Annotated in this window: 15 protein-coding genes, 2 tRNA genes and 1 pseudogene; 9 read left to right on the plus strand and 9 right to left on the minus strand. The window is 58.8% G+C overall.

Annotated elements, in window-relative coordinates:
* Positions 1 to 14: 14 nt before the first annotated feature.
* A complete protein-coding gene (locus tag ACWHXP_RS05225) occupies positions 15 to 2,234 on the minus strand; it encodes an alpha/beta hydrolase domain-containing protein (RefSeq protein ID WP_489634335.1) in 2,220 nt (739 codons plus the stop codon).
* Positions 2,235 to 2,763: 529 nt separating this feature from the next.
* Between ACWHXP_RS05225 and ACWHXP_RS05230 the strand changes: the two genes are divergently transcribed.
* The 8 genes and pseudogenes from ACWHXP_RS05230 (at position 2,764) to ACWHXP_RS05265 (ending at position 10,369) form a co-directional block, all read left to right on the plus strand.
* On the plus strand, positions 2,764 to 3,738 hold the full coding sequence (locus tag ACWHXP_RS05230; RefSeq protein ID WP_489623153.1) for a DUF4123 domain-containing protein: 975 nt from the start codon (positions 2,764 to 2,766) through the stop codon (positions 3,736 to 3,738).
* 9 nt (positions 3,739 to 3,747) lie between these two features.
* Positions 3,748 to 6,555 carry a T6SS effector BTH_I2691 family protein gene (locus tag ACWHXP_RS05235; RefSeq protein WP_489634334.1) on the plus strand — a complete coding sequence of 936 codons (2,808 nt, stop codon included), beginning with the start codon at positions 3,748 to 3,750 and terminating at the stop codon, positions 6,553 to 6,555.
* Entirely contained in the window at positions 6,552 to 7,289 is a 738-nt protein-coding gene (locus tag ACWHXP_RS05240; protein ID WP_489637763.1) for a putative type VI secretion system effector, read from the plus strand. Before ACWHXP_RS05235 ends, ACWHXP_RS05240 begins: the two co-directional genes overlap by 4 nt.
* 11 nt (positions 7,290 to 7,300) lie before the next feature.
* A complete protein-coding gene (locus tag ACWHXP_RS05245) occupies positions 7,301 to 7,594 on the plus strand; it encodes a hypothetical protein (protein WP_489634332.1) in 294 nt (97 codons plus the stop codon).
* A 15-nt stretch (positions 7,595 to 7,609) separates the two neighbouring features.
* A pseudogene (locus ACWHXP_RS05250) lies at positions 7,610 to 8,059 on the plus strand (putative type VI secretion system effector); the annotation flags it as partial.
* Positions 8,060 to 8,070: 11 nt separating this feature from the next.
* On the plus strand, positions 8,071 to 8,829 hold the full coding sequence (locus tag ACWHXP_RS05255; RefSeq protein WP_489634331.1) for a putative type VI secretion system effector: 759 nt from the start codon (positions 8,071 to 8,073) through the stop codon (positions 8,827 to 8,829).
* A 20-nt stretch (positions 8,830 to 8,849) separates the two neighbouring features.
* Positions 8,850 to 9,599 carry a putative type VI secretion system effector gene (locus ACWHXP_RS05260; RefSeq protein ID WP_489634330.1) on the plus strand — a complete coding sequence of 250 codons (750 nt, stop codon included), beginning with the start codon at positions 8,850 to 8,852 and terminating at the stop codon, positions 9,597 to 9,599.
* Positions 9,600 to 9,619: 20 nt separating this feature from the next.
* Entirely contained in the window at positions 9,620 to 10,369 is a 750-nt protein-coding gene (locus tag ACWHXP_RS05265; protein ID WP_489634329.1) for a putative type VI secretion system effector, read from the plus strand.
* Between the two features lie 211 nt (positions 10,370 to 10,580).
* Here the strand turns inward: ACWHXP_RS05265 and ACWHXP_RS05270 are convergent.
* The 8 genes from ACWHXP_RS05270 to argH form a co-directional block, all read right to left on the minus strand.
* Positions 10,581 to 10,665 (minus strand) — tRNA-Leu (locus ACWHXP_RS05270).
* A gap of 259 nt (positions 10,666 to 10,924) precedes the next feature.
* A tRNA-Leu gene (locus ACWHXP_RS05275) sits at positions 10,925 to 11,009 on the minus strand.
* Positions 11,010 to 11,146: 137 nt separating this feature from the next.
* A complete protein-coding gene (locus ACWHXP_RS05280) occupies positions 11,147 to 11,878 on the minus strand; it encodes an ABC transporter ATP-binding protein (protein WP_088753394.1) in 732 nt (243 codons plus the stop codon).
* Positions 11,875 to 12,636, minus strand: a complete 762-nt coding sequence (locus ACWHXP_RS05285) for an ABC transporter ATP-binding protein (protein WP_121041850.1) — start codon at positions 12,634 to 12,636, stop codon at positions 11,875 to 11,877. Before ACWHXP_RS05285 ends, ACWHXP_RS05280 begins: the two co-directional genes overlap by 4 nt.
* The gene (locus tag ACWHXP_RS05290) at positions 12,636 to 13,511 is read right to left on the minus strand and encodes a branched-chain amino acid ABC transporter permease (RefSeq protein ID WP_034335500.1); all 876 of its coding nucleotides are present in this window, start codon (positions 13,509 to 13,511) and stop codon (positions 12,636 to 12,638) included. Before ACWHXP_RS05290 ends, ACWHXP_RS05285 begins: the two co-directional genes overlap by 1 nt.
* A 1-nt stretch (position 13,512) precedes the next feature.
* Positions 13,513 to 14,394: a branched-chain amino acid ABC transporter permease gene (locus ACWHXP_RS05295; RefSeq protein ID WP_134222750.1), complete on the minus strand. Its 882-nt coding sequence runs from the start codon at positions 14,392 to 14,394 to the stop codon at positions 13,513 to 13,515.
* A 281-nt stretch (positions 14,395 to 14,675) separates the two neighbouring features.
* A complete protein-coding gene (locus ACWHXP_RS05300; protein WP_034335504.1) occupies positions 14,676 to 15,833 on the minus strand; it encodes an ABC transporter substrate-binding protein in 1,158 nt (385 codons plus the stop codon).
* A gap of 311 nt (positions 15,834 to 16,144) precedes the next feature.
* Positions 16,145 to 17,539, minus strand: a complete 1,395-nt coding sequence (gene argH, locus ACWHXP_RS05305) for an argininosuccinate lyase (protein ID WP_489634328.1) — start codon at positions 17,537 to 17,539, stop codon at positions 16,145 to 16,147.
* A gap of 473 nt (positions 17,540 to 18,012) precedes the next feature.
* Here argH and ACWHXP_RS05310 point away from each other — a divergent pair, with 473 nt between their 5' ends.
* A complete protein-coding gene (locus tag ACWHXP_RS05310) occupies positions 18,013 to 18,843 on the plus strand; it encodes an HDOD domain-containing protein (protein ID WP_121041844.1) in 831 nt (276 codons plus the stop codon).
* Positions 18,844 to 18,851 lie beyond the last annotated feature (8 nt).

The raw sequence follows: 18,851 nt of genomic DNA on the forward strand, positions 1-18,851 counted from the left end.
CCCGGCAACATCACTCAGGGTTGCGGAATCAATTGCGGCGACACCTGTTGCGCATGAGCCGCAAACAGGTGTTCGGCATCCAGTGGTAGCAGATAGCCTTCCTGCACCAACTTGTCGCCAGCGGCCTTGATCTGCGCGGCATAGTCTGCCCGGCCATGGTAGCGCTGGTCGAGTGCAGGCCGGGGATCACCGCTGCTCCTGCTCGCACCACTCACGGCGAAAGGAATTGCGCTGCCCAGCGAAGAACAGGTTTCCCCTTGCGCGTGGCCGCCGGCGCGCAGGTTCCATCCCGTGTAAGTAGCCAGTGGTACTGCCACTTCCGGCTGGGCGATGCCGCCCAGCTCATTGCCATCGGCATCAACCTTGGGCACCAGAATGCGGTAGGGCCGCGTGACATCCACGACCGGGATGGCGTTGCGATAATCGGTGACGGCCAGCGGATTGTGGATGCCGCTGTAGGCCAACTGCAGTGGGGTTGGCGTGACTGTCCCTGAGGAGTCGGCCAGTGGTACCAGTACGTTGTCCAGTGCAGGGAAACCGATCGAGGCCTGGTCCGGCGTGACCGCCGTGCCGTTGGCCACCGTGGGGTAGCGCGAGGGTGGCGGCAACCGGTCTTTCGCCAGCCAGTTTTCCATCGCCGGAATCATGGCGCGCAGCACGGGAGCCTGCGTTACGGGGCTGGCCGGGAACTGGCACATGCTGTCCTTGCCGTTCCGCTTCACCACGCCATTCCTGATGCCGGCTCCGCCCGCGTGCTGGGTGCCTGAGATCAGGTAGTAGCGCACGTTGTCCGGCAAGACCAGATCCTTGCCCGCGCCGTCGGTCACCACCAGTGCACCGCGTCCTCCCCACCATTCAAAACTGCCATCGATCTGCATGATCTTCGGGCAAGTCGCGCTGGCAGTGCATCGCTTGAGCAAGCCGTCGGTCGCGCCACTGACGGGATCTTTCATCACGTTGTAGGCGAAGGGAAACTGGTCGCCCGGCATCCAGTGTTCTTCATGGCCCTTGGACCAGCGGCCTGGCTGGGAAAAGCGTTCATTGATCCAGGTGCGGCGTCCGCCCGGGATGATGGCCATCATGCCGTCGAAGACCTTGTTGCCCTGCGCATTCTTGTTGAATCCCATGTAGAGGAAGTCGCGCATGAAGCGGCCCGACTGTGAAATACCTTCACCGATAGTCAAGTCAACATTGCGCTTGTCGCGCGCCGTGCAGGACTGTTGGTCGACGCAGGCGGCGTTCTTCATATCGTTGAGGGGATTAGCCGTGCCGCTGGCATCGGCAGGCGCATCGCGCAGGAAGCTCACCAGGTCGCGGACCGCGGCAAAGCCGATCGCCATCACCTTGGGATGGGTGGCGGGATAGACGAAGCTGTAGATGCTGCCCTGGTCGGCGGGCACGGCCCCGCCTGCGGGGCCGGGGACTGCAGCGGGCGGAGTGAAGACCACGTTCACGCTGCCGTCCGCCTTGGGTTCGTAATGCCAGTCGGTCACCGGCGCAGAAGGAGCCTGGTAGTCCTGCTGGCCCTGCGCATTGCGCCAGGTCTGGCGCACGGTGAAACTCACTTGCGATTTGTCACGCAGGGAGGCAGGTGCGTACGAGAGTTTGAATTCGTTGTGTCCCTGATGAAAGTCGGGGATGTATTCTTCGCGGCTCAGACCGGTGATGGCGGAACCATCCTTGTTCGTGACCACCGGGAATTGTGTGCCCAGTGCGCCGTCGATGGCCGCGCCGGATTGCTTCAGATCACCCTGCCATCCACTCCAGACGATGGTGTAGCCGGCGCGCAGCAGGGAAGGGTAGGTGTCGCCGGGAGCCGGGCCGTTGCGCAGGGATTTGCCGCCGATGAAGAATTCCTCGGCCAGCTTGCGGCCACGATTGGCCACGTCATAGAAGAGCACGCGACGTGCCTGGGTCGCCGACTTCGGACGCAGGATCACGAAGTCGGTCGTGTAGGAAACGTAGCCATGGGCGTCTCTGGGGGCCTTGTCGAGATCGGTGATGCTGGCATTGTCCGGGTGAAGCGGATTGAGCTTGCCGTGCACGACGCCCGAGATCAACTGGTAGGGGCCGGCCGCACCGGCTGGCGTTGCGCCACCGAAGGCATCGGCGGTCTGGGTGATTTCAAGCTGGTCGATGTAGCCGGACGGCCTGGCAGGTGAGTTGGCGGCGAGCGTCTGTCCCGTGGCTGCCGCGCCAGCGACGAGGGCCAGCAAGGTGAGGGTGGTTTTCATGGTCTCCGTGATTTTGTGGGAACGAGGAAGACCAAGCCTACCGCAAACTGGGATGACGGGTTTTTATCGCTAACGCCAACGTCAATCCAATGAGGAAGCGATTTATGGATGAGCTGGGAATACAAAGTTGCTTCAGCCATTTCACGAAGTTGGTCCCGGCAAACCGCTGATGCCTGCCGGATCGCATATACCTCCCCTGCCATCGCCTCCCGGTTGGATTCCCTCGAAGCGGAAATAGGCAGCCCCGCCTGTTATTGCAAAGCGGGAACTAGTTCCCTCCGTGTCTCTCAAAGACGCACGCGCCATTTCCCCATGGCACGTAACAAATAATTAAGAAGCCTCACGTCGGATAACTCAGTCGCAATCCTGCGGCCTTCGCAGGGATGGCACGTTTGCCGAAGCATCCATTGGCATATCTTCGTTCCTGTAAGTCGATAGTGTTGCTGCATGGATATTCTGCGCGTAATCAGCATGCCAGCCCCGTCATCAAGCGCCGTGCTCGTGTGCCGATGTCGTATTGGAGATAAGCTTGAACGACCAACTCTCAACTGAGCCGATGAATGGCCACGCCGCACTGGCAGCGCCATGGGACGGCGTGTTGCAGCAACTGCATCGCGAGATTGATCAGCGTGGCGACGGCCGGTGTTTCGTCTGGGTTGACCCGGCCCAGGGCGAGCCCGAACTGGGAGAGGTCGACCCCGGCCTGCGCGTTAGCGTACCGATCGTGCATCCGCATTACGATCAGCGCTTCGCCCCCTATCTGGTGCCATTGAATCTGAACCGCTTCGGCGACGATTGTGTTTTCGCAGCCAGCATCGAACTCGCTTGGACGGCATGGAGCACGCCATTTCTGATGGCCCGCAGAGGAATGCCCATCAGTGGCTGGATCGTCAGTGACCTGGGTGCGCGCGAGGTTGCCGCGTATTGGGGAAGACACTGCTATCTGCATTTCGTGCATGGACGGACGCACCTTTTGCGTTTCCATGATCCCGGCGTGCGCGAGATGCTATGGCAGGACCTCGACGCCCGGCAGCGCGCCTTGCTGCTGCGCCCGGTAAACGCGGTCTTCTCATTGAACCGGCATCAGGCATTGGAGTCCTTCAGTGCAGCCTCGACGCCGGTCGCAGGGCTGGGTGCGGATGCATCCAACCGCCCTGATGAACAGTTGCAGCTCAGCGAGCAGCAATGGCAAAAGGTGAATGACTATGCCACCGTGCACGCCGCTTGGACCTATCTGCTGGGCGAAAACCTGGTCGGCCGTGATACCCCGGTTACCGAAGCCTTGCGACATAGCCTGGGCGCTGCTTCTTCTTATGGCGTGACGTCGGCGGACGACCGGATGCTGTTTCTGGTCTGTGGCTTGCGCTATGGCATCGGCTTTCACAATCACGTGCGCATGGCCGAGGTCTGGCGGCGCACCGCCAGCGGCGAGTCGCTGGTCGATGCCATTGAAGCCGTGTCCGGCCGCCCCTTCGAGCAACTGTCCAGCTATCTAATTGATTGAGTGATCGTCATGGCTTGCACCAACCCTCAACATCCCGACTGTCGAAACTGCAACAAGGATGGACTGGCGATTCTTCCGGTCCGTTATGCTGTCGTCCCGCTCAACATCCCGGGCGACATCCCGGCACCGCTGGGCAACAAGGTCACCAGCACCGCGCTGACGAACTACAAGTATGTGTTGCGCACGTTGCGCGCGGGTTTCGTCTACTTGTTCTATGAGCGCCACCCCTCCAACATCACCATCAAATGGGAGGCCTATGCTGTCTCCCCCGAGGGGACGTTGTGGAAGCGGCCCTCTCACCTTTACCCGGAGCCGGTCGCCACGGAACCAGTGTGCTCCCGAAGTGGTGACAATATTCCCGCATCAGTGATTCACATCGAGAAACCTGCCAAGTGTGGCCGCGTCTGGATAGCGTTTTCACAGCATGCATGGAGTGAGGCCACCTTCAAGGCTTTTGCCAACGACATCAAACTGCGCGATCAGCGCATGCAGACCTTTATCCCCAAGCTGTGGGTCAGTCAGGGTGGCTATCGTCACGGCATGGTCGCCACCGAAGGCAACGTGCAGAAGGTGCTCGAATACAACCCGGCCTATTCGCCCGACCTGCTCAATGAGAAGACCGCCACCGGTGTATTCGGTCGTAAGAACGGCACCTATGACCACGCAAAACTTCAGGCCAATACGACGATCCATCGATCCTTCAGCCGCAAAGACCAGGCCAAGCCCCTGGTGGCCAAGATGGAAGAAATCTGCACCCACGGCAAGGGCGAGAAATACAAGCCCATGATCATGGGCGTGTGGGACGCGCTGGGCATTGGTGTCGAACTCAACAACTTCCGCAATGAACCAGCGGGGTGGATGCATCGCTACAACACCGAGCTTCCGTTTCAGATCGATGGCATGCTGACCATCAGCAGTCTGAAGGATCTCCTGGAAAATCACGCAGGTGCCGTCGTCGATCGCAATGCGGATCTGGCCAGGCAGCGCGCGCAGCAGCATGACTTTGCCAAGGAACGGGCCGATGCCCAAAAGCTGCCCGCCGAGGCCAGGGCAAAGCGTCTCAAGGCAATCGAGGTACAGGAGTACGTGCAGTCCAAAGGCGTCGAAGTGGACAACGTCTACGAGAACCGCATCATGCACGCCACCATGCTGCCCGACGCCGCGCGCGACAAGGAGTATGCCCAGATCAAGGCCGATGCCGATACGGTGGTGACGTCGCGTGCCGCCTACAGGAAAGGCCGCGTTGAAAAAGCCTGGCCGCCGTATGCGGAGAAACTCGACATGAAGGCCTACGAGACCTTCAAGAAGAATTTCGAAAGCTTGCAGGATGAAGCCACGGCCCTGATCGAAAAGCGCACCGCCGACATGCTCGCGTGGATGCAGTCCCGGCATTTCCTGGATGGGCTGCGGGAGTACCACGGCGACGATATCCAGGATGCCGTCGCTTTCGAATCGCATGTCAGCGAAGTCACATTCCTGTTGAATACGACCAAGAGCGGTCGCGGCAAGATCGAAGAATGGGTCAATGATCTGCAGATCGCGGAATCCAACCTGATGTACCGTCTGTTGAGCATGAACCAGGATGCGGCGCGAACCGAAGTCTCGCAATTCCTGACCCAGGCCGAGACGTTCAGGAGCGAGCAGACGGCAGCCACGGTATGGAACTGGTATGCGTATATCCAGAAGTCGATGAAGGCCATCGCGGATTTATACAAGAAAGCGGCAGGCGTCTATAACGCCAACGAAAAGGCAAAGGCCGGTACCAACGTGGCTTTCAACGTGAAGCTTGAGCCCTACCGGCAGTTCGGCATCGACAAGACGGCCTCCACCTTCGGTGATTTCATCTTCAAGAAATTCAGACTCGACGGCAAGATGGCCGACATGGCCTGCGAGAAGATCATCCAGAGCTGGTTTGGTTTGCGTGCGGGTGTGGAAGTGGCTGCGGCGGGTGCGCTGGCCGATGCGCAGGCCCGTTATGCCATGAGCGGTCGGCTCGACATACTGGAGCGCGTGCGGGCATCCAAGAACCCGCTCTCGCCGGAGGTTCCTGAAAAGGAAACGGTGTCGTCCAGGACGCTCAAGCGTGACTGGGCCGCCTTCGGCGATTCAGAGAAGAGCGCCAGTGCCATGCGTGATGCCCGCATGGCACTGGTGGTGTTGCTGATCGAGAGCGGGAATTTCGCGAAGATGATGCATGACTGCATTGAGAAAGGAGATAGCAAGAGTCGGGCTGGACTGGCAGCTTCTGCGATGACGATCGCTAGCGGCGTCATTGATATCTGGGGGGTGGCGGTCAAGGAAATGCAGACGGCGAATGCGACGTCCTATCAAGTGATGAAATTGGGCGGGGCTGCTTTGAGTGTCGCGGCTGGCATTATAGGTGTTGTGTTTGACGTTCAGGATGCGTTAAAGGCAGATAGTAGAAACCAGAACGGCATTTTCGGGCTCTATTTGCTGAAAATGGTTCTTGGCGTGGTAAATATTCTGGCGACTGGTGCTTCCACGTTTACATATGCTGCCCCTATCCTCCTACGATTGACTGGACGTGTTGCAGCAGCGCAGGCATTGGATTTGGTGGGAACCCGAGTTGCGTCGGCTATTGCGTGCCGGATTCTCTTTATGTCAGCAGGGATGTGGATTGGCGTGCTGGTATTTATTGTGCAGGTGGCTATTTGGACGTTTAGCGATGATGACTTGGAAACTTGGTGCACGCTCTGCGTTTTTGGTACGAAAAAGGGCGCTAAGGCCGCGTACAAGGATGCGGCTAAGCAGCGTGAAGAACTGGGCAAAGCGTTGATCGCGGTAGGAGTCGGATGATGGATCATTACTTGGAAACACCAGGCCAAGCAAATGGCCTGATAAAGATCAGTGGCGAAATAAAAAATTACGTCAGTAAGAGAGAGGAAGCCAGTTTTGTCCTGACCAAGAAAGACAAGGCAGGAATGGGCATGGTCTCCGTTGCCCTGGCTGCGGCAGGCATGGGAGGACAGGCGATCGCGACTGCTTCGAATGCGGCCAGTCTGCAGGAAGAAGCCGACTACGTGGAATTCGATCTGGACGGCAATAAAGTGAAAGGCTGGCTATGGCGGAGTCCATTCAAAGAGGGCGACATCGTTGATGCTGCTGTTGTTCGGCAAGGAGAGTATCTCGAGCTGGTCGCACTGGCCAATCCTGCTGACAGGACGATTGCCTTATATCCGCACTGCGTGCGAGGGCGGCGCGCCTTCTATACGTTGGTTTTTCGTTGGTGGCTTATTTTCGCTGTCATATTTCCCACAGTTGTCGCCTTTCTTTTACTTTCTTTCGGTCCCTTTAGTCGACATCTTTTTCACCTTGCTTTTTGGATTTTGTGGGGCGGTCTTGTGGCAAGTGCAAGCTTTGTTATCTTCATGCTGATGCTGCAATGGACTCCATTCGGTAAAGCGGCGCAACGTGTATTTTCCGTGCTGGGATTAAAAGATCCATCAGGCGTGGATCTAAAAAAGACTACGAAGGCACAACGTAAGCCGGGCGATCCGCCAGAGATGGGGGCATTCTTCTTCCGTTATTAAATGAATTTGAAATGCCCTCTATGGAAAAAAACGCTGCATGTCAGGTAACGCTTGGCCAGGTTGAAACCGGCGAGCTGATCAAGATCAGCGGAACGATCCGGCATTACAGCTCCGAGCGAGGCGAAGCGAGCTTTGTTCTCACGCGCAAAGACAAAGCCAGGATGGGCATGGTCTCCGTTGCTCTCGCTGTGGCAGGCATGGGAGGACAGGCGATTGCGACTGCCTCAAATGCGGCCACGCTGCAGGAAGAAGCCGACTACGTCGAATTCGATCTGGGCGGCAAGAAAGTCAAAGGCTGGCTATAACGGAGCCCGTTCAAAGAAGGCGATGTCGTCGACGCAGCCGTTGTTTGGCAAGGAGAGTATTTCGAACTGGTCGCACTTGCCAATCCGGGTGATCGGACGATAGCGTTATATCCGCATTGCGTTCGAGGACGGCGTGCCTTCTATACGCTGGTTTTTCGCTGGTGGTTTATTTTTGCTGGGCTAATCACGCCAGTCAGCACATCTCTTTTTATCTGGTTGACCGGTTCTTACAGATATTTTTTTGAGCTGCCTTTCTGGGGAGGGTGGGCTGTAATAGCGTTAGGTTGGACCTTCGTTATTTTCATGCTGATGCTGCAATGGACGCCATTCGGTAAAGCGGCGCAACGCGTATTTTCAGTACTGGGATTAAGAGATCCATCAGGCGTGGATCTAAAAAAGACTACCAAGGCACAACGTAAGCCGGGCGATCCACCAGAGATGGGCGCATTCTTCTTTCGTTATTAAATGAATTTGAAATGCCCTCTATGGAAACGCACGCCCAATGCCAGGTAACGCTTGCCCAGGTTGAAACCGGCGAGCTGATCAAGATCAGCGGCACGATCCGGCACTACACCTGCGAGCGAGGCGAGGCGAGCTTTGTTCTCACGCGCAAAGACAAAGCCAGGATGGGCATGGTCTCCATTGCCTTGGCTGCGGCAGGCATGGGAGCGCAGGCAGTCGCGACTGCATCAAACGCGGCCAGTCTGCAGGAAGAAGCCGATCACGTTGAATTCGATCTGGATGGCAAGAAAGTCAGAGGCTGGCTATGGCGGAGCCCATTCAAAGAGGGCGACATCTTTGATGCTGCTGTTGTTTGGCAAGGAGAGTATTTCGAGCTGGTCGCACTGGCCAATCCTGCTGATCGAACGATTGCGCTATATCCGCACTGCGTGCGAGGGCGGCGCGCCTTCTATACGTTGGTTTTTCGCTGGTGGCTTATTTTTGCTGGTGTATATCCTACAGTTTTCACCTGTCTTGCATTTTCTTTCGGACGTTTGAGTCGGCATTTTTTTCAGCTTCCTTTTTGGCTTTGTTGGGGCGGTCTTGTTGTAGGTATAAGCTTTGTTATTTTCATGCTGATGCTGCAATGGACGCCGTTCGGTAAAGCGGCGCAACGTGTATTTTCCGTGCTGGGGTTAAACGACCCATCAGGCGTGGATCTAAAAAAGACTACCAAGGCACGACGTAAGCAAGGCGATCCGCCAGAGATGGGCGCATTTTTCTTCCGCTATTAAATGAATTTGAAATCCCCTCTATGGAAACAAATGCCCCATGCCAGATAATGCTCGGTCAGGTTGTGACCGGCGAGCTGATCAAGATCAGCGGCACGATTCGGCACTACACCTGCGAGCGCGGCGAGGCGAGCTTTGTTCTCACGCGCAGAGATAAGGCCAGGATGGGCATGGTCTCCGTTGCCCTGGCAGTGGCAGGCATGGGAGGACAGGCCATTGCGACTGCCTCAAATGCGGCCAGTCTGCAGGAAGAAGCCGACTACGTGGAATTCGATCTGAATGGAAAGGAAGTCAAAGGCTGGCTATGGCGTAGCCCATTCAAAGAGGGCGATGTCGTCGATGCTGCGGTTGCTTGGCAGGGGGACTATTTTGAATTAGTCGCACTCGCAAAGCCATCTGACCGAATGATTGCACTGTATCCACATTGTGTACGAGGGAGGCGTGCTTTTTACACGCTTGTATTCCGTTGGTGGATAGTTTTTGCAGGAATATTTCCACCTGCTTGCACGTCTTTGATCATCTGGGCGTCAGGATTTAATGATTTCTTTTTTGAGTTTCCGTTCTGGGCAACCTGGGCCGGTTTTTCGGCAGGTTGGACTTTTATTATCTTCATGCTGATGCGGCAATGGATGCCCTTTGGTAAAGCTTCACAACGCGTATTTTCAGTACTGGGATTAAAAGATCCATCAGGCGTGGATCTCAAGAAGACGACCAAGGAGCAACGCAAGCAGGGCGATCCGCCAGAGATGGGCGCATTCTTCTTCCGTTATTAAATCAATTTGAAATGCCTTCTATGGAAACAAACGCCCCATGTCAGGTAACGCTTGGCCAGGTTGAAACCGGCGAGCTGATCAAGATGAGCGGCACGATCCGGCATTACACCTGCGAGCGCGGCGAGGCGAGCTTTGTTCTCACGCGCAAAGACAAAGCCAGGATGGGCATGGTCTCCGTTGCCTTGGCTGCGGCAGGCATGGGAGGACAGGCGATAGCGACTGCTTCGAATGCGGCTAGTCTGCAGGAAGAAGCCGACTACGTGGAATTCGATCTGGATGGCAATAAAGTGAAAGGCTGGCTATGGCGTAGCCCATTCAAAGAGGGCGATATCGTAGATGCGGTGGTTGCTTGGCAGGGTGAGTACTTTGAACTGATTGCCGTTGCAAAACCAGCGGATCGGTTAATTGCTTTATATCCGCACTGCGTGCGAGGTCGGCGTGCTTTTTACGGATTGGTATTTCGATGGTGGTTTATTTTTGCGGGAATATATCCTCCAGTATTCACTTTTCTTTTGCTGTGGTTCGGCGGAATGACAAGAGCTCTTTTCAAGCTTCCGTTCTGGATATCTTGGGGCGGATCTGCGGCAGGTTTCACCTTCGTCATATTTATGCTGACGCTTCAGTGGACTCCATTCGGAAAGGCAGCACAACGCGTATTTTCCGTTCTGGGATTAAATGATCCATCAGGCGTGGATCTCAAAAGAACCACCAAGGTACAACGCAATCCGGGCGATCCGCCAGAGATGGGTGCATTCTTCTTCCGGTATTGAATGCGCCCAAAACACAAAAGGCCGACTGACTTTCGTCAATCGACCTTTTCTGGGTTGCTGCCCACGGAGGACCTCAGTCACGTCCCGCGACCCCGTCCGGCCTTGCAAGGCCGGACTTTCTCGTCCCTCCCGCAAGGCGCGCAGGCGCCTTGCTCGTGGACCCCAAAATACAAAAGGCCGACTGACTTTCGTCAATCGACCTTTTCCATTTTGGTGCCCACGGAGGGACTCGAACCCCCACACCTCGCGGCACATGGACCTGAACCATGCGCGTCTACCAATTCCGCCACGTGGGCCTTCTGCAAATGCGTTCAAACTGCATTGCTTGAAAGAGGCTGCATTCTAAGCGACAACTTTTAAGTTGTCACCTATTTTTTAAAGTTTTTTATTCCAAAAAAACTAATAAAAAAATCGACGCTCAAGAGAGAAGAAGACCCCTGAAACCTAACAAATTGAAAAAGTGACTTTTGAAGAAAACCACCAAAAAATTAAACTATTTTCTGACCGAAGAAACGCAAAAGGCCGGTTGATTTTCATCAACCGACCTTTTATGTCTGGTGCCCACGGAGGGACTCGAACCCCCACACCTCGCGGCACATGGACCTGAACCATGCGCGTCTACCAATTCCGCCACGTGGGCCTTCTGCAATCAGCGGTGACTTGCTGTGCTTGAAAGAGGCTGCATATTAAGGCCTATCAGGCTGATGGTCAACACCTAATTGAGAAATTTTTTATTATTTTTTCTCCAGCCCCGTCACATGCAACAGATCAAGCGCATCAGCCCCCCAGATAAGCCTCCACCACCTTGGGATTGCCCAGCAGATTCGCACCGCTATCCTCCAGCACGATCTTGCCCGTCTCCAGCACATAGCCGCGTTGCGCAATGCGCAGCGCCTGGCGCACGTTCTGTTCTACCAGCAGGACCGTCATGCCGGTCTTGTTGATCTCCTGCACGATGCGGAAGATTTCCTGGATGATCAACGGGGCCAGCCCCATCGACGGTTCATCCAGCAACAGGACCTTGGGCTTGGCCATCAGCGCACGGCCAATGGCCAGCATCTGCTGCTCACCACCCGAGAGATTGCCCGCCAGTCCGGCCGCACGGTTCTTCAAGACCGGGAAGAGGGAATACACCCACTCCAGGTCACGCGCCACGCCGTCCTTGTCCTTGCGCGTATAAGCGCCCAAGGCCAGGTTCTCTTCGACGGTCAGCGTGGTCAGCGTCGCACGGCCTTCGGCCACCTGCACCACGCCGGATTCGACGATGCGGTGCGGCGACATCTGCAGCAGGTCCTGCCCGTTGAGCAGCACACGGCCACGCTGCGCCTTCACCAGGCCGGAGATGGCCAGCAGCGACGTGCTCTTGCCGGCACCATTGGCACCGACCAGCGCGGTGATCTCGCCTTCGTTCAGGGACAGGCTGATGCCCTTGACCGCTTCAATGTGGCCATAGGCCACCGCCAGGTCCTCGACCTGCAGAATGGGTTGCTTGTTGCCGCTGGCGCTCATGCTTCTTCCTTGCCGAGATAGGCCTCGATCACTTCCTGGTTGTTCTTGATCTGGTCCGGGGTGCCCTCGGCGATGATCTTGCCGAAGTTCAGCACCGCGATGCGCTCGCACAGGCCCATGACGAAACGCATGTCATGCTCGATCATGAAGATGGTGAAACCGCGCGCCTTGATGTTGACGATCTCGCTCATCAGCTCGGTCTTCTCGGCCGGGTTCATGCCAGCGACCGGCTCGTCCAGCAACAGCAGCTTGGGCTTGGTCGCCAGCGCACGCGCGAACTCCAGCTTGCGCTGCTCGCCATAGGACAGACTGTCGGCCAGCATGTGCGCCTTATGATCCAGGCGCACCCAGGACAGCAGTTCCAGCGCACGTTCGCGCGCTTCCTGCTCGGCCTTGCGGAAACCGCCGAGGTTGAAGAGCATGCTGGCCACACCATAGTTCAGGTGCTCGTGCATGCCGACCACCACGTTCTCCAGCAGTGTCATTTCCTTGAACACGCGGATGTTCTGGAAGGTGCGGGCAATGCCGCGCTCGGTGATCTTGTGCGGGGCGACGGCACCGATGTCGTCGTCATTGAAGCGGATGCTGCCGGAGGAGGCGCGCAGCAGGCCCGTGATGAGGTTGAAGACCGTGGTCTTGCCGGCACCATTGGGGCCGATCAGGCCGAAGATCTCGCCTTCCTTGACGTTGAAGTTCACACCCTGCAGCACTTGCAGGCCGCCGAAGTTCTTGCTGATGTCGTTCAGTTGTAAAAGCATTACTTCACCTTCTTCTCAGCGTTGCGGCCCAGGAAGGCGCGGATGCGGCGCGGGTCCCAGATGCCCTTGGGCAGGTACAGCACCACCAGGATCAGGATCAGGCCATTGATGGCCAGGCGGAAGTCCTTGAAATGACGCAGCACTTCCGGCAGCAGCGAAAGAATGGTCGAGCCGATCATCGGACCGATCAGGTTGCTGGTGCCACCGAAGACGGCCATGGTCAGGATGTCGACCGCGTTCTCGAAACCATAGTTGTTGGGGCCGATGGTGAAGGTGAAGTGCGCGTTGAGGCCACCAGCGACACCCGCAATGGCAGCACCGATGACGAAGGCCAGCAGCTTGTAGCCGGCCACGTTCACGCCCATCAGACGCGCTGCGACTTCATCTTCCTTGATGGCCTCGAAGGCGCGCCCGGTCTTGGAGCGGCGCAGGCGGGCCAGCGCATAGATCGTCACACCCAGCAGCAGCACGATGTGCCACCACTCGGTGATCGGCGGCACGCCGTTCAGGCCCATCGGGCCACCGGTGATCTCCAGGTTGAGGACGATCACGCGGACCACTTCGCCAAAGCCCAGCGTGGCCATGGCCAGATAGACGCCCGAGAGGCGCAGCGTCGGGATGCCGATCACCAGCGCCACCAGCGAGGGCAGTACGCCGCCTGCCGCCAGGGCGATAGGGAAGGGCATGTCGAACTGCATTGTCAACAGTGACGCAGTGTAAGCACCGATGCCCATGAAGGCCGCATTGGCCAGCGACAGCAGGCCGCAGGACAGGGTGACGTAGATCGAGAGTGCCAGCATGGCGTTGACGCCGATGCTGAAAATGACTGTGTTGTAGGTGGCCCAGAAGCCATCCCACCATTCCATGAAGCCCATCTTATGCCTTCCTTTCCAGCACTTTGCCGAACATGCCGGAGGGTTTTACCAGCAGGATCAGGAACAGGAGGCCGAACGCCACCGCATCGCGGAAGTCGCTGGAGATATAGGCCACCGTCAGCACCTCGGCAAAGCCGAGGAAGAGGCCGCCGATCATGGCGCCACGGATATCGCCCATGCCGCCCAGGATGATGACGGCGATGCCCTTGTGCAGCATCGGCTGCCCCATGAAGGGCGAGATCGCATTGAAGGACACGCCCACCAGCACGCCGGCCGCACCACCCAGGGCCGCAGCGGCAAAGGAGGTCAGCAGGAACAGGCCTTCGACGTTGATGCCCAGCAGGTAAGCCGCCTTGGGCGACTCGGCGATGGCGCGCAGCGCGCGGCCGAGCTGGGTCTTGCGCATCACGCCCAGCAGCACCACCATCAGCACGAAGGCGATCACGATGATCGCCACCTGCACGGCGGTGATGTGCAGGTTGCCCAGGCTGACGCTGTCTTCAGGGATGGTGCCCTGGGGAAAGCGCTTGTTCTCGGCACCGAAGAGGCCCTGCGAGATGTTGGTGATCATGATGGCCACGCCAATGGTGGCGATCATCGGGATCAGGTGGGGTGCATTTCGTTTGCGCAGTGGCTTCAGGACCAGCACGTCGATGATGAGGCCGAGGGTGCCGGTGGCCACCATGGCCAGCAGCAGCGCCACCCACAGGGGCAGGGCCATCTGCTCCACCAGCAGCAGGGCGGCATAGCTGCCCAGCATGAAGATGGCGCCGTGCGAAAGATTGATCACGCCCAGTACGCCGAAGACCAGCGTGAATCCGAGCGCGAAGAGCGCGTACACGCTGCCCAGCGAAAGGGCATTGATGAGCTGTTGTTCTAACATTGGAACCTGCGATAGGTGATGGGAGACCATGCGCCGCGCCAGCAAATTTGCACGACCGTGCATGCTGCGCGGGGCCCTCCCTCGTTGCGTCGTAGTGCCGGGTTCAACTCGCCCGCGTCATGCGGCAGTTGGTGGTTCCCCGTTCCGGCCTGGCGATTTGCTTCATATCCCCTCCCAGGCGGGCAGCCGGCGGCTGTTGCCGGCTGCGCCCGGGTGAGCGTCGCTTGCGGGTGGCTTGCCGGTTGCCCGGCAGGCCACCCAGCCTGCGTCACACGGCGTGCTTACTTCAGCAGGACGAACTTGCCGCCCTTGGCGATGTTGACGATGGCTTCCTGGTCCGCATCGAAGCCGACCTGCTTGCCTGCCACCGCCGGTGCTGCGCGGAAGGCGAACTTGCCGGTGGCGCCGTCGATCTTGACTGCCGGCAGTGCGGCGCGCACGGCGTCACGGTCCTTGGCCAGGTTGCCGGAGAGCTTCACGCTCTTGATCGCATCGGCCATGATGTACATGGCGTCATAGGCTTGCGCGGCGAACTGGTCAGGGTCGGAACCGAACTTGGCCTTGTAGGCGGCAATGAACGCCTTGTTGGCCGGGGTCTGGTTCTCGGCCGACCAGGGGCTGCCCATCAGGGTGTTGTCGCCGGCATCCTTGGCGATCTCGAACAGCTTGGGCGAGTTCAGGCCGTTTCCGCCGATGAAGGGCTGCTTCATGCCCAGCGCGCGGGTCTGCAGGATGATGTTGGCGGCTTCTTCAGCCAGGCAGGAGCAGACGATGGCGTCCGGGTTGCCGGCCTTGATCTTGGTCAGCTGGGCCTTGAAGTCGACGTCGCCCTTGGCATAGGCCTCGGTGGTGGTGACGGGGATCTTCTGCTGTTCCAGGGTGGCCTTGAAGACGTCATAGCCGGACTTGGTGAAGGCGTCGTCGTTGCCGTAGATCACGGCAACCTTCTTGATGCCGAAGTGCTTCACGGCCGCCTTGACGGTGACGGGCAGCACGTCGGCTTCCATCACGGAATTGCGGAAGGTGAAGGGACCCATGGCAGTGATGCCGTCAGCGGTATTGCTGGTGCCGAACACCACGACCTTGGCGGCGTTGGCGATCGGGTCGGCAGCGAAGGCCGAGTTCGACAGGGTGGGGCCGAAGACGGCCAGTACCTTGTCCTGGAAAATCAGCTTCTTGAAGACGTTGATGGCTTCTTCCTTCTTGCCTTGTTCGTCTTCGATCACCAGGGCCAGCTTGTCGCCGTTGACGCCGCCCTTGGCATTGATTTCTTCGGAAGCCAGCGTGAAGCCGTTCTTGATGGCCACGCCATATTTGGCGGCCGGGCCGGTCAGGGCTTCGGCCACGCCCAGCTTGATGTCGGCGGCCAGGGCGGCCGAGGACAGGGTGGCACCGATCAGCAGGGCCGGAATGGTCTTGAGCATGGTATTGAATTGCATCGAGTTCTCTCCTCAGTTAGATATTGTAGAAATCGTCCGCATCACGGAGCGCCGTGCGCAACAGCGCGACGCGACGTCATGTGGCGATTCCTTCATCGAGGATGATGCAAAAGACGCCCGGGATGGCCGGGACTTGTGCTCCATCCTCTGAAGACCGTTGTGTGGTCTCTTTCGATACAGCTGCCACAGCATACCCGAAAAGGCAGGCTGCGCCAGCGATTACAACCCGCTGCAACGCGCCCGGGTAGGGCGCGCCACAGCGGCATGCGAATGTCGTCCGGCCGGCGGACGAGGGTGGTGCGAGATGGTACTTAGTTCAGTTCCTTGCGCAGTTGCGCAATGGCTGCACGCACCTGGTTGGGTGCGGTGCCGCCGATGTGGTCACGTGCGGCCACCGAGCCTTCGAGCGTCAACACGGCAAACACGTCGTCACCGATCAGCCCGGAGAAGGCGCGCAGGTCGTCCAGCGACAGGTCGGCCAGGTCGCAGCCCTTGTCCACGCAGGTCCGCACGGCGTGCGCCACGGCTTCGTGGGCGTCGCGGAAGGGCAGGCCCTTCTTGACCAGGTAGTCGGCCAGGTCGGTCGCCGTGGCGTAGCCCTGCAGGGCGGCCGCGCGCATGGCTTCGGGCTTGACGCTGATGCCGCGCGCCATGTCGGCGAAGATGCGCAGGGTATCGGTGAGCGTGTCGACGGTGTCGAACAGCGGTTCCTTGTCTTCCTGGTTGTCCTTGTTGTAGGCCAGGGGCTGGCCCTTCATCAGGGTCAGCAGGGCGATCAGGTGGCCGTTGACGCGGCCGGTCTTGCCGCGCGCCAGTTCGGGCACGTCCGGGTTCTTCTTCTGCGGCATGATGGACGAGCCGGTGCAGAAGCGATCCGCGATGTCGATGAAGCCCACGCGCGGGCTCATCCAGATCACCAGCTCTTCGGACATGCGCGAGATGTGCGTCATCACCAGTGCAGCGGCGGCGCAGAATTCGATGGCGAAGTCACGGTCCGAGACGGCGTCCAGCGAGTTGCGGCACACGTCGTCGAAGCCCAAGGTCTTGGCCACGCGCAGGCGGTCGATCGGGAAGGTGGTGCCGGCCAGGGCGGCTGCGCCCAGCGGCAGGCGGTTGATGCGCTTGCGGGCGTCGATCATGCGTTCGGCATCGCGGCCGAACATCTCGACATACGCCAGCACGTGGTGGCCGAAGGTGATCGGCTGCGCCACCTGCATGTGGGTGAAGCCCGGCAGGATGGTGTCGGCGTGCTGCTCGGCCAGGTCCAGCAGGGCCAGGCGCAACTCGCGCAGCAGGCCGATGATGTCGTCGACCGCACCGCGCATGTAGAGGCGGATGTCGGTGGCCACCTGGTCGTTGCGCGAACGGCCGGTGTGCAGGCGCTTGCCGGCGTCGCCGACCAGTTCGGTCAGGCGCTTTTCGATGTTCAGGTGGACGTCTTCCAGGTCCAGCAGCCATTCGAACTGGCCGGACTCGATTTCACCCTTGATCTGGGCCATGCCACGCTGGATCTCGGCGTAATCGGCCGCGCTGATGATGCCCTGGTGGGCCAGCATCTCTGCATGCGCCAGCGAGCCCTGGATGTCGACCTGGGCCATGCGGTTGTCGAAGAACACCGATGCGGTATAGCGCTTGACGAGATCGGAGACGGGTTCAGAAAAGCGAGCCGACCAGGCTTCGCCCTTTTTAGCAAATTGGTCTGTCATATAGGGAATTCCGGAGAATGGGCGATTATAGCAAGCACAACTGCGCCAGGCCACGGCCATGCAGCCGGAAATGCTGCGGCACGCGGATTTTTCGCATTTCATCACCAGCCTGTCGCACGCTTTTTTCATCCGTTCCCAGCGGGTGGTTTGGAAAAGCTTTTCTCGACATCAAAGCAGGCGAAGTTTCCGGATGGCATCATTTTTGCTTGTTGTTTTTGCGCAAGCTCTGCTGAGACCCTAAAAAGCCGTGGGCTACTGACATTTGCTGACGCTATACTCAGGGTGCGATGACTGATCCGGGGGAAGTTCTGCAGGTTTCCGGAGAAGATCAGGGCTGCCAGCCACGGCGCAGCCAGGATGATGCCGGCACCGGCCGGTGTCGTGGGGGCATCGTCCAGCTGCACAATGCCAAGGGGGTGGTCCTGTCAAACGCTCAAGCGAGATGTATGGGGGTCGTCTTACAGGAGAGAAGCATGAATTTGGAAGCACTGTTTCAGCAGCAAACTGCCTTGCCGAGCATTCCCAAGGTGGTGCAGGAAGTCATCGAAAGTTTCAACAACGAATCGGTCTCGATTGAAGAGATCGCCAAAAAGCTGGCCGCAGATCAGGTCCTGAGCGCGAAGATCCTGCGCCTGGCCAATTCATCCTATTACCACGTCTCGCGCACCATCGGCACCGTCGATGATGCGGTGCTGATGCTGGGGTTCATGACGGTTCGTACGCTGGTGGTAAGCACCGGCATGGCTGGCAGTTTCAAGAAGCTGCCCGGCGTGGACCTGAAGCTGTTCTGGCGCTACAGCCTCGATACGGCCATCGTCGCCAAGTGGCTGGCCAAGCAGAAGCAGGTCAAGCTCAATTCCGATTTCGCCTTCACGGTCGGCCTGATGCATGCCATCGGCCAGCTGGTGATGCACGCCGGCATGCCCGAGCAGGCGTTGGAGGTGGACAAGGTCGCCGGTCCCCTGGATGCGCGCCGCCTGGATGTGGAGCGCCAGTCCTTCGGCTACGACTTTGCCGATGTGGGTGCCGAACTGGCACGCCGCTGGCGTTTCCCGGACGAGTTCGCCAAGGTCATCAAGGCCTTCCCGCAGCCGCTCAAGGGCGAGTTCGATCCCTTCGCCGCGGTCGTCCACCTGGCCGCCTGGCGCGCCCGCGCCGAGGAAAACAAGTACTCGGCCGACGAACTGGAATCGACCTTCCCGACGGAGGTCGCCGCCAAGCTCGGGCTGAGCCTGGCCACCTTCACCGAGGACATGCCGCCGCTGGCCGAACTGGGCGAGGGCATGCAGGACCTGATCTCCTGATCGGCCTG

It is taken from the genome of Herbaspirillum sp. Her2 (genome assembly GCF_057961375.1).

What these genes read in the sequence shown, in the direction of transcription:
- ACWHXP_RS05225 (WP_489634335.1), bottom strand. Translation starts at nt 2,234, where the DNA reads ATGAAAACCACCCTCACCTTGCTGGCCCTCGTCGCTGGCGCGGCAGCC.
- ACWHXP_RS05235 (WP_489634334.1), top strand. Translation starts at nt 3,748, where the DNA reads ATGGCTTGCACCAACCCTCAACATCCCGACTGTCGAAACTGCAACAAG.
- ACWHXP_RS05240 (WP_489637763.1), top strand. Translation starts at nt 6,552, where the DNA reads ATGATGGATCATTACTTGGAAACACCAGGCCAAGCAAATGGCCTGATA.
- ACWHXP_RS05245 (WP_489634332.1), top strand. Translation starts at nt 7,301, where the DNA reads ATGCCCTCTATGGAAAAAAACGCTGCATGTCAGGTAACGCTTGGCCAG.
- ACWHXP_RS05255 (WP_489634331.1), top strand. Translation starts at nt 8,071, where the DNA reads ATGCCCTCTATGGAAACGCACGCCCAATGCCAGGTAACGCTTGCCCAG.
- ACWHXP_RS05260 (WP_489634330.1), top strand. Translation starts at nt 8,850, where the DNA reads ATGGAAACAAATGCCCCATGCCAGATAATGCTCGGTCAGGTTGTGACC.
- ACWHXP_RS05265 (WP_489634329.1), top strand. Translation starts at nt 9,620, where the DNA reads ATGGAAACAAACGCCCCATGTCAGGTAACGCTTGGCCAGGTTGAAACC.
- ACWHXP_RS05280 (WP_088753394.1), bottom strand. Translation starts at nt 11,878, where the DNA reads ATGAGCGCCAGCGGCAACAAGCAACCCATTCTGCAGGTCGAGGACCTG.
- ACWHXP_RS05285 (WP_121041850.1), bottom strand. Translation starts at nt 12,636, where the DNA reads ATGCTTTTACAACTGAACGACATCAGCAAGAACTTCGGCGGCCTGCAA.
- ACWHXP_RS05290 (WP_034335500.1), bottom strand. Translation starts at nt 13,511, where the DNA reads ATGGGCTTCATGGAATGGTGGGATGGCTTCTGGGCCACCTACAACACA.
- ACWHXP_RS05295 (WP_134222750.1), bottom strand. Translation starts at nt 14,394, where the DNA reads ATGTTAGAACAACAGCTCATCAATGCCCTTTCGCTGGGCAGCGTGTAC.
- ACWHXP_RS05300 (WP_034335504.1), bottom strand. Translation starts at nt 15,833, where the DNA reads ATGCAATTCAATACCATGCTCAAGACCATTCCGGCCCTGCTGATCGGT.
- argH (WP_489634328.1), bottom strand. Translation starts at nt 17,539, where the DNA reads ATGACAGACCAATTTGCTAAAAAGGGCGAAGCCTGGTCGGCTCGCTTT.
- ACWHXP_RS05310 (WP_121041844.1), top strand. Translation starts at nt 18,013, where the DNA reads ATGAATTTGGAAGCACTGTTTCAGCAGCAAACTGCCTTGCCGAGCATT.